At 63.7% G+C, this 13,960-nt stretch carries 12 protein-coding genes and 1 pseudogene; 11 read left to right on the top strand and 2 right to left on the bottom strand.

The window, feature by feature from the left end:
• Positions 1-152: 152 nt before the first annotated feature.
• On the bottom strand, positions 153-1,289 hold the full coding sequence (locus tag IVA88_RS10815) for an HD domain-containing phosphohydrolase (protein WP_247497275.1): 1,137 nt from the start codon (positions 1,287-1,289) through the stop codon (positions 153-155).
• 264 nt (positions 1,290-1,553) lie between these two features.
• Here IVA88_RS10815 and IVA88_RS10810 point away from each other — a divergent pair, with 264 nt between their 5' ends.
• From IVA88_RS10810 to IVA88_RS10760, 11 genes are all read left to right on the top strand, one after another.
• On the top strand, positions 1,554-1,877 hold the full coding sequence (locus tag IVA88_RS10810; RefSeq protein ID WP_247497274.1) for an STAS domain-containing protein: 324 nt from the start codon (positions 1,554-1,556) through the stop codon (positions 1,875-1,877).
• Entirely contained in the window at positions 1,877-2,242 is a 366-nt protein-coding gene (locus IVA88_RS10805; protein WP_018317043.1) for a response regulator, read from the top strand. Before IVA88_RS10810 ends, IVA88_RS10805 begins: the two co-directional genes overlap by 1 nt.
• Positions 2,239-4,308 carry a chemotaxis protein CheA gene (locus IVA88_RS10800; protein ID WP_247497273.1) on the top strand — a complete coding sequence of 690 codons (2,070 nt, stop codon included), beginning with the start codon at positions 2,239-2,241 and terminating at the stop codon, positions 4,306-4,308. Before IVA88_RS10805 ends, IVA88_RS10800 begins: the two co-directional genes overlap by 4 nt.
• Positions 4,308-4,775, top strand: coding sequence for a chemotaxis protein CheW (locus IVA88_RS10795; protein WP_247497272.1), 468 nt, complete (start codon positions 4,308-4,310; stop codon positions 4,773-4,775). Before IVA88_RS10800 ends, IVA88_RS10795 begins: the two co-directional genes overlap by 1 nt.
• 18 nt (positions 4,776-4,793) lie before the next feature.
• Entirely contained in the window at positions 4,794-6,881 is a 2,088-nt protein-coding gene (locus tag IVA88_RS10790; protein ID WP_247497271.1) for a methyl-accepting chemotaxis protein, read from the top strand.
• 64 nt (positions 6,882-6,945) lie between these two features.
• Positions 6,946-7,434, top strand: coding sequence for a chemotaxis protein CheW (locus IVA88_RS10785; protein ID WP_247497270.1), 489 nt, complete (start codon positions 6,946-6,948; stop codon positions 7,432-7,434).
• 58 nt (positions 7,435-7,492) lie between these two features.
• A complete protein-coding gene (locus tag IVA88_RS10780) occupies positions 7,493-9,298 on the top strand; it encodes a methyl-accepting chemotaxis protein (RefSeq protein WP_247497269.1) in 1,806 nt (601 codons plus the stop codon).
• 133 nt (positions 9,299-9,431) lie between these two features.
• Complete coding sequence (locus IVA88_RS10775; protein ID WP_247497268.1) at positions 9,432-10,286, top strand: CheR family methyltransferase; 855 nt, start codon at positions 9,432-9,434, stop codon at positions 10,284-10,286.
• Positions 10,287-10,301: 15 nt separating this feature from the next.
• Entirely contained in the window at positions 10,302-11,393 is a 1,092-nt protein-coding gene (locus tag IVA88_RS10770) for a chemotaxis response regulator protein-glutamate methylesterase (RefSeq protein WP_247497267.1), read from the top strand.
• Positions 11,394-11,398: 5 nt separating this feature from the next.
• Positions 11,399-13,120 carry a chemotaxis protein gene (locus IVA88_RS10765; protein WP_247497266.1) on the top strand — a complete coding sequence of 574 codons (1,722 nt, stop codon included), beginning with the start codon at positions 11,399-11,401 and terminating at the stop codon, positions 13,118-13,120.
• A gap of 150 nt (positions 13,121-13,270) precedes the next feature.
• Positions 13,271-13,726, top strand: coding sequence for a hypothetical protein (locus IVA88_RS10760; protein WP_247497265.1), 456 nt, complete (start codon positions 13,271-13,273; stop codon positions 13,724-13,726).
• A 40-nt stretch (positions 13,727-13,766) separates the two neighbouring features.
• Here IVA88_RS10760 and IVA88_RS10755 read toward each other — a convergent pair.
• A pseudogene (locus IVA88_RS10755) lies at positions 13,767-13,960 on the bottom strand (UDP-glucose 4-epimerase GalE); the annotation flags it as partial.

Here is a 13,960-nt window from a genome sequence, read left to right as displayed (position 1 = left end):
GGTCCCATCCTGGTTTGATGCTTAGCAGCGCAGCGCCCAGTCAAGTGTGACCGGAATCACTCTCAGATATTGGTGCACTTTATCAGGAAGAGGTTCAAACCGGCGATCGGAGAAAGCAGAGCTGAGGCACGTTGTTGGCCGGATGGATAATGTCAGGCGGCCGGGGCCGCCTCGGGCGAACGGTCCTCGACCGGACGGCTCTCCCCAGCCTCTATAATGGGAGCAGGCGTGACCTCGGTTTTCTGATACGGCGTGGTCTGCTGACCGGCGGCGATCTCCGCGACCTCGTCCCAGCGCGACAGGAAGGCCTCGACACAAGCCGAGTCGAACTGCCGGTCCTGGTTCTCGACCAGATAGTTGCGCGCCGCGTCCAGCGGCATCGGCTCTTTATATGGCCGCCGCGTCGTCAGGGCGTCGAAGACGTCGGCGACCGCGACCACGCGCGCGGCGACGGGGATCTCGTCGCCCCTGAGGCCGTTCGGATAGCCCGCGCCGTCCCAGCGCTCGTGATGTGCTGCGGCAATCTGCGCACCGAGCTGGATCAGCTCGCAGCCCGAGTCGGCCAGGATTTTCTCGCCGATCGTCGCGTGGGTGCGGATCACCGCCATCTCCTGGTCGGTCAGCTTGCCGGGCTTGAGCAGGATGTTGTCGGGAATGGCGACCTTGCCGACATCGTGCAGCGGCGCGGCCAGGTAAATGTCGCGGCAGAGCCGGGCCGGCAGGCCGAGCTGCTCGGCGATGATGCGGCTGTAGCGGGCGACCCGCAACGTGTGCTCGCCGGTGTCGTTGTCGCGGTACTCGACCGCAAGCGCGAGCCGCAGGATGATCTCCTCCTCGCGCTCACCGAGCTTCCGTGTCGCTGCCGCGACTTCGCTGGCCAGATGCGCCGCACGATCGCTGAGCTTGCGTCCGGCTGCACCAAGCTGAATCAAATTCCGCAGGCGCACCGTCATTTCGACGCTCTGCGGCTGCTTGGGCAGGAAGTCGGTTGCACCGGCTTGCAGCGCTTCCATCTTGACGTCATCGGTCTGTCGCGAAGTGATCATCGCGATCGGGATATCGGCGCAGCCGGGCAGCGCGCGGAAGGTGCGGATGAAACTGATCCCATCCAGGTGCGGCATCTCGTAGTCCACGAGCACGAGGTCGAACACGCGGTCGCGCGCGCAAGCCAGCGCATCCACGGGATCGAGGAAGGTGGTGGCCTCGACCAGACCTTCGGCCTCGATGTGACGTTTCAGGAAGTTGAGGACGGAGCGGCTGTCATCAACCAGGAGCGCTTGGGTCAGCATCGGCGGCCGGACTCGTTCGATGGCGAAGCGTGACCCAAACGAATAGTTCGCTTGGTTTAACGTCGCGCAAACATCTATCCCGTTCCACAACCGCATGCACCGCAAAATGTGCACGTCAGTAGGCATACGCGAAGTGTTTGGTATTGTGACCCGTAGTTGTACGGTTGGGCCTGTTAGGAGTTTGCACACGCTCTCCGCAAATAGTTGTTGCGCTGGGATTCGGCCATATGCCTCCGCCAAATCCCCTCAAAATTTGGGGGACGAATGCCGTCTGATGTTACTGAGCCCAAATGGCCCCTACGGCTTCCCGCTGATTGCAGCATAGCCGCAATTCGCAGCGTCTATGATTTGATCCGAGAGGCGTTCGGCCGGCAGGAACGGCTTGAGATCGACTGCTCCAACGTCGACAAGGCCGACGTGACCTCGGTCCAGCTGCTGCTGTCCACCGCCAGGACGGGCGAGGCCCAGGGCCGCCCAGTGGTGCTCACATCATTCTCCCAATCTCTGCGCAACACCCTCCGCCGCGCCGGCTTCGCCAGCGAAGCGATGATCGATCAGCACTTCCCGCAAAAGAAAGATGGCGTCTAATGGCCACGATTCTGACCGTCGACGATTCCCCTAGCATTCGGCAAATGATCAAGGTCGTGCTCGAGCCGGCCGGTCACAGCGTGATCGAGGCCGGCGACGGCGCGCAGGGGCTCGCCAAGGCCCAGGCCGGCAAGCTCGACCTCGTCATCACCGACCTCAATATGCCCGTCATGAACGGGCTGGAGCTGATCCGGGCGCTTCGCAAGCTTCCGAGCGCGGTCGGCATGCCCATCGTGTTCCTGACCACCGAATCCAATGACACCGTGAAGCAGGAAGCCAAGAGCGCCGGCGCCACCGGCTGGATCACCAAACCGTTCAAGCCCGAGCAGTTGCTCGCCGTCGTCGGCAAGCTGGTGCGCGCATGAGCGCGATGGACCCGACCGAGATCTTTCGCCAGGAAGCCAGCGAGCTCTTCGAAGTTCTGGAGGCAGCCCTGCTTGACCTCGGCCTGCGTCCCGACGACCGTGAGCTGGTCGATTCCGCTTTTCGAGCCCTGCATACGATCAAGGGCTCGGGCGCCATGTTCGGCTTCGACAAGGTCGCCTCCTTCACCCATGAATTCGAGACCGCTTTCGACCGCGTCCGCAGGGGCGAGATCAAGCCGACCCAGGAGCTAATCTCGGTCGCGCTCGCCGCCAAGGACTACATTCGCGCGCTGATTGAGGATCCGCAGTCGACCGACGACGTCATCGGCGAAGCCATCCTCGACGACCTCAAGCGCTTCGTGTCGTCCGACCAGCCTCTTGCTTGCCTCACCGAGATCGCCGGGGCGCCGCCGCTGGCCCCCAGCGAGAGCAGGCAGGCGGGCTGGCACCTCTATCTGGAATTCGAGTCCCACATCCTGCGTAACGGCTCGAACCCGCTCGATCTGCTGGAAGATCTCTGCAAGCTCGGCCCCTGCTTCGTCGTGCCTGTTACGGACGGAATCCCGTTCCTCGACGAGATGGAGCCGGAAGACTGCTATCTGAAGTGGGACGTCAAGCTGCACGCCGTCTGCGGCAAGGACGCGATCGACGACGTCTTCATGTTCGTCCAGGACGAGATGAAGCTGACGCTCTCGCCGCTGGAGCAAGTCGAAGCGCCTGCGCCAATGCCGCTATTCCAGCTCATCGAGGAGGAGCCGGCCTCGATGGCCGAAGTGCCTGCGCCGGTGGTCGGGACTGCCGCGCCCGTCGCAACGCCGCCCTCAGTAAAGACGGAAGCCAAATCTGAATCGAAGCTGGAGCCGAAGTCCGAGGCCAAGCGCGACGATCGTGGCATCGCCACCGTCCGCGTCCAAGCCGAGCGCCTGGACGAGTTGATGGACCGGGTCGGCGAACTTGTTATCGCCCAGGCGCGGCTGACGCAGCTTGCGGCCGTCGGCTCCGATCTTTCGATCAAGCTGATCGCCGAGGAGATCGAGCGCCTCGCCTCCAGCCTGCGCGACACCACAATGGGCGCTCGCATGGTGCCGATCGGCTCGCTGTTCGGCCGCTTCCGCCGGCTGGTCCACGATCTGTCGCGCGATCTCTCGAAGCCGGTCGAATTCGTCACCACGGGCGAGGAGACCGAACTCGACAAGACCATGATCGAGTGCCTGGCCGATCCGCTGGTGCACCTGATTCGCAACGCCATCGATCACGGCATCGAGGAAACCGCCGCCCGTGCCGCTGCCGGCAAGACCGAGCAGGGCCGGATCGAACTCGCTGCCGTTCACTCCGGCGCGCAGGTGCTCGTCACCATCAAGGACAACGGCGGCGGTCTCAACACCGTCCGTATCCGCGCCAAGGCGGAAGAGCAGGGGCTGATCGCGCCGGGGGCAACGCTGTCTGATCACGAGATCCACCAATTCCTGTTCCACGCGGGCTTTTCCACGGCGCAGACCATCTCGGCTCTGTCTGGGCGCGGCGTCGGCATGGACGTGGTCAAGCGCACCATCGAGAACATGCGCGGCTCGATCGACCTGACGACCAGGCCGGGCCAGGGCACCACAGTGACGCTGCGTCTGCCGCTGACGCTCGCGATCATCGAGGGCTTGCTTATCCGCGTCGGGGAAGGCCGGTACATCATTCCTCTTCCTGCGGTGGAGGAATGCGTCGAATTGACGGTCGAGGACGAGCGCTCACGAAGCCGAAACTTCCTCAACGTGCGCGGCAACCTCGTGCCGTTTCTGCGCTTGCGCGAGATCCTGACCGTGCCCGGTCAGCCGGACCAGCACCAGAAGACGATCATCATCTCGACCGGCGAGAGCCGCGTCGGGCTCGTTGCCGACCAGATCATCGGCAGCCACCAGACTGTGATCAAGTCGCTTTCCAAGCTGCACGCCGACGTCACAATCTTCTCCGGCGCCACCATCCTCGGGGACGGTACGGCGGCGCTGATCCTTGACGTCACACAACTGGTCGCGCTCGCACAGTCACAGGTCGACAAGTACATCAGTGAGGCGGCGTGATGAACGAGGGGCTTGGCCGGAGCAGCGAGCATCAGGCGAACGCGATGCAGGTGGTGATGATCGGGCTCGGTGAGGAAAAGTTCGCGCTCGATGCGGGGCTCGTGCGCGAGATCATCGATCCCGTACCGGTGACCAAGGTCGCCGGCGCACGCTCGTTCGTTCCCAGCGTGATCAACGTGCGCGGCAACGTCATTCCGCTCGCGGATCTGCGCATCCGCTTCGGCATGCCGCTGACTGAAAATTCCGCCGACACGCGCATCGTGGTCATCGAGATCGAGATAGAGAACGAGCCGGTGCTGGTTGGGGTGACCGCCGACAAAGTCTACGAGGTTACGGAGATTTCCCAGACCGCCGTGCAGCAGACGCCGCGCGTCGGCATGCACTGGAAGCCGGAGTTCATCCGGTTCATCACCAAGTGGCGTGAAGAGTTCGTCATCGTTCCCAACATGGAACGCATTCTGAATTGAACCCAACCGGGGGTAGAGATGAGATTTACGATCAAGGCGAAACTGGCTTGCGCGTTCGGCGCGATCCTGACGCTGTCCGCAATCACCGGCACGATGGCGTATGTGAAGCTATCGGAGATGGTCGACACGTCGGCGGAGTTGGTGCAACGCGCCGGCCGGATCGACAAGGCCGGCGAGATGCAAAACAATGTACTTTATCAGATGCGCGCAGAACGCGACATCATATTGGCCGCGACCGACGCGGAGATGCAAAAGATCTCCGAAGACGTGAAGAAGTACCGCAAGGACGCCACACGGCTGCGCGACGAGGTTTACGCCTTTGCGAACGATACAGGTCGGCGCCTACTCGATAAATTCACCGCTTCTTATGATAAAATGAACTCGACAGAGGATGAGATCATCAAGCTCGCTTTGATGAACTCGAACTATCGGGGCGCCGCTCTGTGGAGCTCGGAAGGCCAGTCCGCAAACAAAGACTGGATTGCCGCAGCGGACAAATTTGTGGCCGATTTGAACCGCCTGTCCCCATCCATCGAACGCAGCAACGCATTGGCGGCGCTCCAAACCGCAAGGCTTGAAGCGGCACGTCTGCAGCGCGATGTTGCCCTGTCCTTTGCAGCCCCCGGGATGGAAGAGCTGAATCTCATCTTGAAGTCGCTTGGACAGCAAAGGGACGCCCTGAAGGGCGAACTGACACAGGTCGCTGCTGCCGCAAACACCGTCGGTGTGTCGTTTGCTGGAATTGGTCAACAGGGCGAGCGTCTTATGAGCGTCATCGCAAGGGTTGCGGAGATCGTCAAGGAGGGCGGGAATATCCGGGCTTCTGCCATGGCCTCTTCGGACGGTACGGCGAATGCGGCGAACGCGATCGCAACCTCCAGCGATTACATTGCCTATGTCAAGAAATTGATGGCTGAAGCCTCTGCGGAATCCGAGAGGGATGCTGGCAAAGCCAAGATGCTCCTGATTGGCGTCATGGCCATATCACTGCTCATTGGTGCCGGCTCGGCCACCTGGATCGCCTTGAGCATCAGCCGGGCGATAGCCAGGGCTGTGAATCTCGCTGGCGCTGTGGCGGGGGGCGATCTCACTCAAACCATCAATATCAGCAGCAACGACGAGGTCGGCGATCTCATCAAGTCGCTTAACAAGATGGTCGAAAGGCTTCGGCAGATCGTCGCGGAAGCCTTGACTGCAGCCCAGAACGTCTCGGCGGGCAGCCAGGAACTTTCCGCGAGCGCCGAGCAGCTGTCGCAGGGAGCAACGGAGCAGGCGTCTTCCGCCGAAGAAGCCTCCTCGTCGATGGAGGAGATGGCCTCCAATGTGAAGCAGAATGCGGACAATGCCAGTCAGACGGAGACGATCGCGACCCAATCGGCGAAGGATGCTGAAGCCAGCGGCGCCGCGGTCGGCCGAGCAGTCGGGGCAATGCAGACGATCGCCGAGAAGATCACGATCGTCCAGGAAATTGCACGCCAAACCGACCTGCTCGCGCTCAATGCCGCTGTCGAGGCAGCTCGGGCAGGCGAGCATGGCAAGGGCTTTGCGGTGGTCGCTTCCGAAGTCCGCAAGCTCGCGGAACGCAGCCAGGCTGCCGCGGCGGAAATCGGGACTCTGTCGACTGAAACGGTGAGAGCCGCGCAGGAAGCAGGCGAGATGCTGTCCAAGCTCGTGCCCGACATCAAGAGGACGGCCGCGCTCGTTCAGGAAATCACCGCCGCCTGTCGTGAGCAGGACGTCGGCTCCTCGCAGATCAATCAGGCCATCCAGCAGCTCGACAAGGTCGGTCAGCAGAACGCCAGCGCGTCCGAGCAGGTGTCCTCGACCTCGGAAGAACTTGCCTCGCAGGCCGAACAGCTGCAGTCGACCATTTCGTTCTTCCGAATCGAGCAGGCCGGACGTGGCGAGGCTGCCTCGCCTGCGCCGATCGACCGCGCCGTCACACAGCTCCGCACCAAGGCGGCGCACATGGCGGCGGCAGATCGCGGCAAGAAGAAGCCCGTCCCTGCCCGTCAACCGGCGCGCGCAACGAAGGTCGCCGGCGGCGGATTTGCCTTCGACATGCATGACGGCGAGGATGATCGCGACGCCGAGTTTCAACGCTGATCAATCGGTCCGGCCTTCCGCCGGACCCGCTCATTCGCAGACCTTGGGATCCCTGGACCGCATCATGGCCGCAACCTCGCAATATCTGACGCTCGGGCTCGCCGGTGAGACGTTCGGCATCAGCATCCGCAACGTCCGCGAAATTCTCGACATGCGGCCGATCTCGCGCCTGCCGCATGCGCCGAATTTCCTGCTCGGCATGATCGACGTGCGCGGCAGCGGCTATCCGATCGTCGATCTCAGGACCAAGCTGGGCCTGCCCAATGTGACCGCCACCGAAGCAACCCGCATCATCATCCTCGACGTGCCGATGAAAGGCCGCTTGGTTGGTGTCGGCTTCGTCGCCGACTGCGTATTTGAGGTCACGGACATAGACGAGCAGGCGATCGAGCCGGTGCCGGAGGTCGGGGGCAAGTGGCAGTCCGACTATGCCCAGGGCATCGGGCGCAAGGGCGAGAAGTTCGTCGTCATTTTCGATCTCGCCAAGCTGATGGCGAATGACGAGATTCCGGCAGGAGATGAGGCCGCGGCGGACGCACCCCGCGCCGCCTGAGTTTGCAAGATTGAAGCGTACGCAAGCGTAAGTACCCATTCAAACCAACGGGACCAAAATGAGATTCACCGTCAAAGCCAAGCTTGCGAGCGCCTTCGGCGTCGTCATCCTGCTCTCCATGATCGCCGGTGGAGTAGCCTATCTGAAGCTAAGTGATCTTGTCGGGGCGAGCGAGGCGCTGGCTTCGGCTGCAGGGAGAATCGAGAAGGCGGCGGATCTTCAAAAAGGCATCTTGATGCAGATTCGCGCCGAAAAGAACGCGATACTGGCCCCCAGCGATGCGGAGACCGACCGTATCGCTGCTGAGCTTGTGACCCTCCGCAACGGCTTCGTCAAAAGCCGGGACGATCTTTATGCGATTGCATCCGAGAACGGGAGGAAAATGATCGACAAGCTCTCCGCAGCTTATCTGAGAATGGCTGCGGCTCAGGATGAATCCATCCGTCTCGCCAAGATCGACAAGTCAAGAGCAGCCGCGCATTCGGCGACGGAGGTTCGCAAGGCGGGCGGTGAAGCGATTGCGGTGGGAGACGAGTACATCAGCTTGGTCAAGAAGCAGGTGGCCGACCGCTCGGAGCAGGCGAGAGACGACGGGGCCCGCGCGCAGATCGTTCTGCTCACAATTGTAATTGCGTCCCTCTTGATTGCAATCGCGGCCGCGACCTGGATAGCGGTCGGCATCAGCAGGGCGTTGGCTCGTGCAGTCGGCCTTGCCGAGGCGGTGGCGGTCGGCGACCTCAGCCAGAAGATCGATGTCGTGGGCAATGATGAGGTCGGCGACCTGATCAAGTCGCTGAACGCCATGACCGTCAATTTGAACAAGACGGCAGCGGTTGCCAACGAGATCGCGCAGGGCAATCTCATGGTCGAGGCCAAGCCTCAGTCGGCGAAGGACACGCTGGGCCTTGCCCTGGAGCGCATGGTGGAAAAGCTCCGCCAGATCGTGTCGGAAGCCCTGACTGCGGCCCAGAACGTCTCCGCCGGCAGCCAGGAGCTCTCCGCGAGCGCCGAGCAGCTGTCGCAGGGCGCGACCGAGCAGGCGTCGTCCGCCGAAGAGGCTTCCTCCTCGATGGAGGAGATGGCTTCGAACGTGAAGCAGAACGCCGACAACGCCAACCAGACCGAGAAGATTGCGGCGCAGTCCGCCAAGGACGCCGAAGCCAGCGGCGCCGCCGTGGGGCGCGCCGTCAATGCGATGCAGACCATCGCCGAGAAGATTACCATTGTGCAGGAGATTGCACGCCAGACTGACCTGCTCGCGCTCAACGCGGCAGTCGAGGCCGCACGTGCCGGCGAGCACGGCAAAGGCTTTGCGGTGGTGGCTTCCGAAGTGCGCAAGCTCGCCGAACGCAGCCAGGCGGCTGCGGCCGAGATCGGCACGCTCTCGGCCGAGACGGTCAAGGTGGCGCAGGAGGCCGGCTCGATGCTCTTCAAGCTCGTCCCCGATATCAAGAAGACTGCAGAGCTCGTCGAGGAGATCACCGCGGCCTGCCGCGAGCAGGACGTCGGCTCCGCGCAGATCAACCAGGCCATCCAGCAGCTCGACAAGGTCGGCCAGCAGAACGCCAGCGCGTCTGAGCAGGTGTCCTCGACCTCCGAGGAACTCGCCTCGCAGGCCGAGCAACTTCAGTCCACCATCGCTTATTTCCGTATCGAGCACGGCGGAAAGGGCCACGCGCCCGTCCCAATCGACCGGGCAGTCAACCAGCTGCGCGCCAAGGCGGCCGCGATGGCGGCCGTCGAGCGTTCAGCCAAGAAGCCGCAGGCCAAGCCGGCGCGCGCTATGAAGGCGGCCGGTGGCGGCGGCTTCGCCTTCGACATGAACGACGGCGAGGACGATCGGGACGCCGATTTCCAGCGCTGAGACCCGTCAAGAGATCGGCCCATCCTTCCCGGTGGCCGATCCGCCAGTGATTGTGTAAACGCGTGGGATTCAAGATGGCCCGTACGGCCCCGACATTCAGTGCAGGCGGCCATCCCGGGTGGGGCAGGCAGCGATGATGCCCGCCGTGCAGGATACGGCCGTCCATCTGTCGGACCGCCACTTCCGGACCATCGCCGAATTGATCGAGGGCCAGGTCGGCATCAAGCTGCCGCAGGGCAAGCGGCTGATGCTGGAGGGGCGGCTACACAAGCGCGTGCGCGCGCTGAACTTTTCCGATCTCAACGAATATGTCGACAGCCTGTTCGAGGCGGATCATTTCGACACTGAGCTGACCCACCTCATCGACGTGGTGACGACCAACAAGACCGACTTCTTCCGGGAGCCCCAGCACTTCACCTTCATGCGGGAGATCGCGATCCCGGCCTTGCTCAAGTCCCACGGAAGCAGGAATGCGAATCTGAAGGTTTGGAGTTCTGCAAGCTCGACCGGCATGGAAGCCTACACTGCGGCAATGGTGCTCGATGACATGACGCAGGCCGGATCGCGGTTTCACTTCCGCGTCCTCGGGACCGACATCTCCACGGCGGTGCTGCGACTTGCCAAGGCCGCGATCTACCCCCGTGACGGGCTGGCGCCCGTGCCCGAGCATTTCCTGAAGAGGTATTTCCTGTCCTCGCGTGACAGGTCGCGCGGTGAGGTGCGGGTCGTTCCGGAATTGCGGCGCATGACGCATTTCATGCGGATGAACCTCATGGACAAGTCCTACCCGGTCGACCGGGACGTCGATATCATCTTCTGCCGGAACGTCCTGATCTATTTCGACAAGCCGACGCAGCGCAAGGTCGTCGAACAGCTCTGCAGCCATTTGCGGCCCGGCGGCTATCTGCTGGTCGGGCACTCCGAATCGATGATCCACAGCGCCGTTCCGGGTTTGAAGCAGGTTCAGCCAACCATTTTTCAGGTGTGATTGGAGACACGCGAGATGCCGAAGGAGAAAGTTCGCGTGCTGATCGTGGACGATTCGGCGTCGGTGCGCCAAATCCTCCAGACGATCCTCAATGATGATCCCGAGATCGAGGTGATGGGAACGGCCTCAGACCCGTTCGCCGCGGCGCGCCGTCTCCAGAGCGAGATCCCCGACGTCATGATTCTCGACATCGAGATGCCGCGCATGGACGGCATGACGTTCCTGCGCAAGATCATGGCGCAGCGTCCGATCCCCGTGATCATCTGCTCCTCGCTGACCGAAGAGGGTTCGAACGTGATGTTCGAGGCGTTCGAGGCCGGCGCCGTCGACATCGTGCCAAAGCCGAAGATCGACACGCGGCAGGCTTTGCTCGAATGCTCCACGCGGCTGCGCGAGGCGGTGAAGTCGGCAGCGCGCGCGCGGGTGCGCCCTCGTTCGGAGCGGCGCACGATCGAGAAGAAGCTCACGGCCGACGCCATCATTCCACCCCCGGTGCAGGGTAAGGTCCGGCCGGCGACCGAACGCATCGTGTGCATCGGTGCCTCGACCGGCGGGACCGAAGCGCTCAACGACGTTCTCGAAATGCTGCCGCCGCACTGTCCCCCGATCGTCATCGTCCAGCACATGCCGGCAGGCTTCACCGCGGCCTTTGCCAAGCGTCTCGACAGCGTCTGCCAGATCCGGGTCAAGGAAGCCGAGGACGGCGAGGCGGTGTTGCCGGGCTGGGCCTATATCGCCCCCGGTGCGCGTCACATGCTGCTCCAGCGCATCGGCCTGCGCTATCAGATCGCCATCAAGGATGGCCCGCCGGTGTCACGGCATCGCCCGTCCGTGGACGTGCTGTTCCGCTCGGCGGCCCAGCATGCGGGCGCCAACGCGCTTGGTGTGATCATGACCGGCATGGGCGACGACGGCGCACGCGGAATGCTGGAGATGCGCAAGCTCGGCGCCTCGACGCGGGCGCAGGATGAAGAGAGCTGCGTGGTGTTCGGCATGCCCAAAGAAGCCATCGCTCATGGCGGCGTCGAGAAAGTCGTCTCGCTGCATCAGATCCCGCGCGAGATCATGCTCTGGTATCAGGCCGGGCACGCCGCAGTGGCAGGTTGATCACAATGTCCATCATTCCGGCCAGTACGCTCACTGAGGCGGTCGCCGCGATCGATGACGTCTCCTCGCGGATCGAGGACGTCTTCGCGCGCGTAGGCCACGAGCTTGGGCGCGGCCACCTCATCTTCAAGGAGTTGAACCAGGGCCTCGCGACGCTCTCCGAGGAGCTCGCGGGCGCCGAGATCGAGCGGGCGGCGACGGCGTTACAGGAGATCGCCGCGCGGCTCAGTGAGCTTGCGCAGGCACTCCCGGCCGAGAGTGCCCTGCTTGCGACGATCGGCACGAGCACCGCGCAGGCGTCTGCGCTACTCAAGCCGCTGTTCAAGCACATCCAGATGATCACCATCATCGCGCGCAGCGCGCGGATCGAGGCGGCTTCGCTCGACGCCGATCGCGAGGGCTTTCTGGCCTTCACGCAGGAGGCCTACGATCTCGGCAAGGCCGTGCAGCGCTCGATCGAGGGCTGCGCGCGGGATCAGCAGCGCTTGTCGGAAGCGGTCGTCACCGCGTCCGGCCGGCAGAGGGAGTTCGAGAGCCGCTACGGGAATCAACTGGTGTCCGAGAGCGCCGAGCTCGGAACGGCCTATTCGGGATTGCGCGACCAGCGCCGCAACAGCAGCCAGCTCGCCGTTCTTGCCGGCAGCAGTACCAAAAAGATCGCTGAGGCGGTCGGCAGCGCCATCGTTTCCCTGCAGGCGGGAGACAGCACGCGCCAGCGTCTCGAGCACGTCTCTCACGGCCTCGGCCTTGTGTCGGGCTCCGCCCCGAACCTCGTTCCCCAAGCGGTTGCGAGCGACGACGGCACGCGCGCGATCTGCCAGTTGCAGGCGGCGCTGCTCAGGGACGCCCAGCGCGAATTCGGCGGCGACATCGGCCAGATCGTTCGCGCGCTGACGGCTATCCTGCACGATGCGGGGGGCGTCGTCGGCCACGGCCGCGCGCTGTTTGGCGGCGAGGATGGGGGCTCGTCGTCGTTCCTGGCGCGTATCAAGCAGACGCTGGCGCATGCCTCGATCCTGATCGCCACCTGCGAGGGTGCCGGCCGCTCGGTCGACGAGGCGCTCGCGATCGTCGAGGACACGCTGGCAAAATTTCGCCACGCGATCGCTGACCTCGCCGGGGCGACCGTCGACATCACGCTGATCGGAATGAACGCCGGCCTCAAGGCAAGCCATCTCGGCAGCCGCGGCAGCGCCTTCGTCGTCATCGCCAACGAGCTCAAGGCGACCGCCGACCAGGTCTCGGCAGGCGCGGGGCGCTTGCGCCCCGTGCTCGACGGCATCGAGCGATCGGCCAGGGAGTTGAAGGAGCTCCGCGTGCAGGGCGATCCCACGCAGCTCGCCGAGCTCGAGCCGCAGATCCTCCAGGCGCTGCGCGAGGTCGAGGCCGGTAACGAACGGCTCGGCAAGCTGATGAGCCGGCTCGTCGATGAAGGCGCGGAGTTCGAGCGGCTGATGAATTCGGCGCAAGGGCTGATGACCGAGCTCGGCGAAGGCTCCGCGGCATTGCCCGCGGTCGCCGCGCGTCTCGAGACCGCGAGCGCGGGCGCAGGGCGGCCGCAGCCACAGGACGAGGCCGTGCTCGACGATCTGTTCGCGCACTACACGATGGAGCGCGAGCGGGACGTCCACCGGGAATTCCTTCGAGCGCTAGGGCTGGCGTCGATCGCCGCCGCACGCCGGGGCGAGGCGGTCGAGACCGCCGATGACGGCATAGAATTGTTTTGACGTCGCTGCCAGCGTCGCTCCGCGAGTCCGCAGCAATTTGACTGGTTGGCTTTGCAGGGCATTAACCGTGGCGGAATGCTTGCCGCATCGGTCATTGTCGCGCCCCAGAGTTGGTCGCACATACGAGGTGAATTTCGGGACGGATTTTTCATGCTGAAGGACGGCAAATACGCTGCCTGGTTCAGGACCCCGCGCGGTCAGGGTACGGGCGTCGTGCATCTGGCGGAGGGGCGGATCTCCGGCAGCGACAGCTTCTTCACCTACGACGGCTCTTATCGAATTGAGGAGCAGCGCTTCACGGCGGTTCTGACCACGCGGCGACATGCCGAGGGGCCGCCGACCGTGTTCGGGACTGACGAGGTCGAGCTCAAGCTCGCGGGCGTGTGCAGCGGTGCGATGGCGACCTGCTCGGGAACGGCCAGGGAAGCGCCCGATGTGACGTTCGAGGCGACGCTGATCTACAGCCGGGAAGATGCGCCGGTTAGCGATGCTCGATGCGCGGTCGTGAAGCTCAATGACAAATTGCCCAAGGGCCTCGACAGCCGTTCCCGGCCGCGCCATCCGGTTGGGCCGGGATCGCTCGGGTCAGAACGCAATAGACCATAGGCCACACCTTATGCCTGCCTGATTGATTTCGACGATGTCATCAGGGCTGCTTAAGCGGATGCGCCTTCTGGTGCCAGGCCCAGGCGGTCCGGATCACGGTGGAGAGGTCGGAATGGCGCGGCACGAAATTCAGCGCTTTCCGCGCTGCGGAGGGGTCGGCGACCAGATAAGTGGGATCGCCGGCGCGGCGCGGCTTGACGGTGTGCGGCACCTCGCGCCCGGTCTCCTGCCTGA

The sequence above is a fragment of the Bradyrhizobium sp. 149 genome (genome assembly GCF_023073915.1).
In the GTDB taxonomy this organism is placed as follows: Bacteria; Pseudomonadota; Alphaproteobacteria; order Rhizobiales; family Xanthobacteraceae; genus Bradyrhizobium.
This window is presented reverse-complemented; position numbering and strand designations above follow the sequence as displayed.

Coding starts and splice junctions, on each gene's coding strand:
- IVA88_RS10815 (WP_247497275.1), bottom strand. CDS start 1,289: ATGCTGACCCAAGCGCTCCTGGTTGATGACAGCCGCTCCGTCCTCAAC.
- IVA88_RS10810 (WP_247497274.1), top strand. CDS start 1,554: ATGCCGTCTGATGTTACTGAGCCCAAATGGCCCCTACGGCTTCCCGCT.
- IVA88_RS10805 (WP_018317043.1), top strand. CDS start 1,877: ATGGCCACGATTCTGACCGTCGACGATTCCCCTAGCATTCGGCAAATG.
- IVA88_RS10800 (WP_247497273.1), top strand. CDS start 2,239: ATGAGCGCGATGGACCCGACCGAGATCTTTCGCCAGGAAGCCAGCGAG.
- IVA88_RS10795 (WP_247497272.1), top strand. CDS start 4,308: ATGAACGAGGGGCTTGGCCGGAGCAGCGAGCATCAGGCGAACGCGATG.
- IVA88_RS10790 (WP_247497271.1), top strand. CDS start 4,794: ATGAGATTTACGATCAAGGCGAAACTGGCTTGCGCGTTCGGCGCGATC.
- IVA88_RS10785 (WP_247497270.1), top strand. CDS start 6,946: ATGGCCGCAACCTCGCAATATCTGACGCTCGGGCTCGCCGGTGAGACG.
- IVA88_RS10780 (WP_247497269.1), top strand. CDS start 7,493: ATGAGATTCACCGTCAAAGCCAAGCTTGCGAGCGCCTTCGGCGTCGTC.
- IVA88_RS10775 (WP_247497268.1), top strand. CDS start 9,432: ATGATGCCCGCCGTGCAGGATACGGCCGTCCATCTGTCGGACCGCCAC.
- IVA88_RS10770 (WP_247497267.1), top strand. CDS start 10,302: ATGCCGAAGGAGAAAGTTCGCGTGCTGATCGTGGACGATTCGGCGTCG.
- IVA88_RS10765 (WP_247497266.1), top strand. CDS start 11,399: ATGTCCATCATTCCGGCCAGTACGCTCACTGAGGCGGTCGCCGCGATC.
- IVA88_RS10760 (WP_247497265.1), top strand. CDS start 13,271: ATGCTGAAGGACGGCAAATACGCTGCCTGGTTCAGGACCCCGCGCGGT.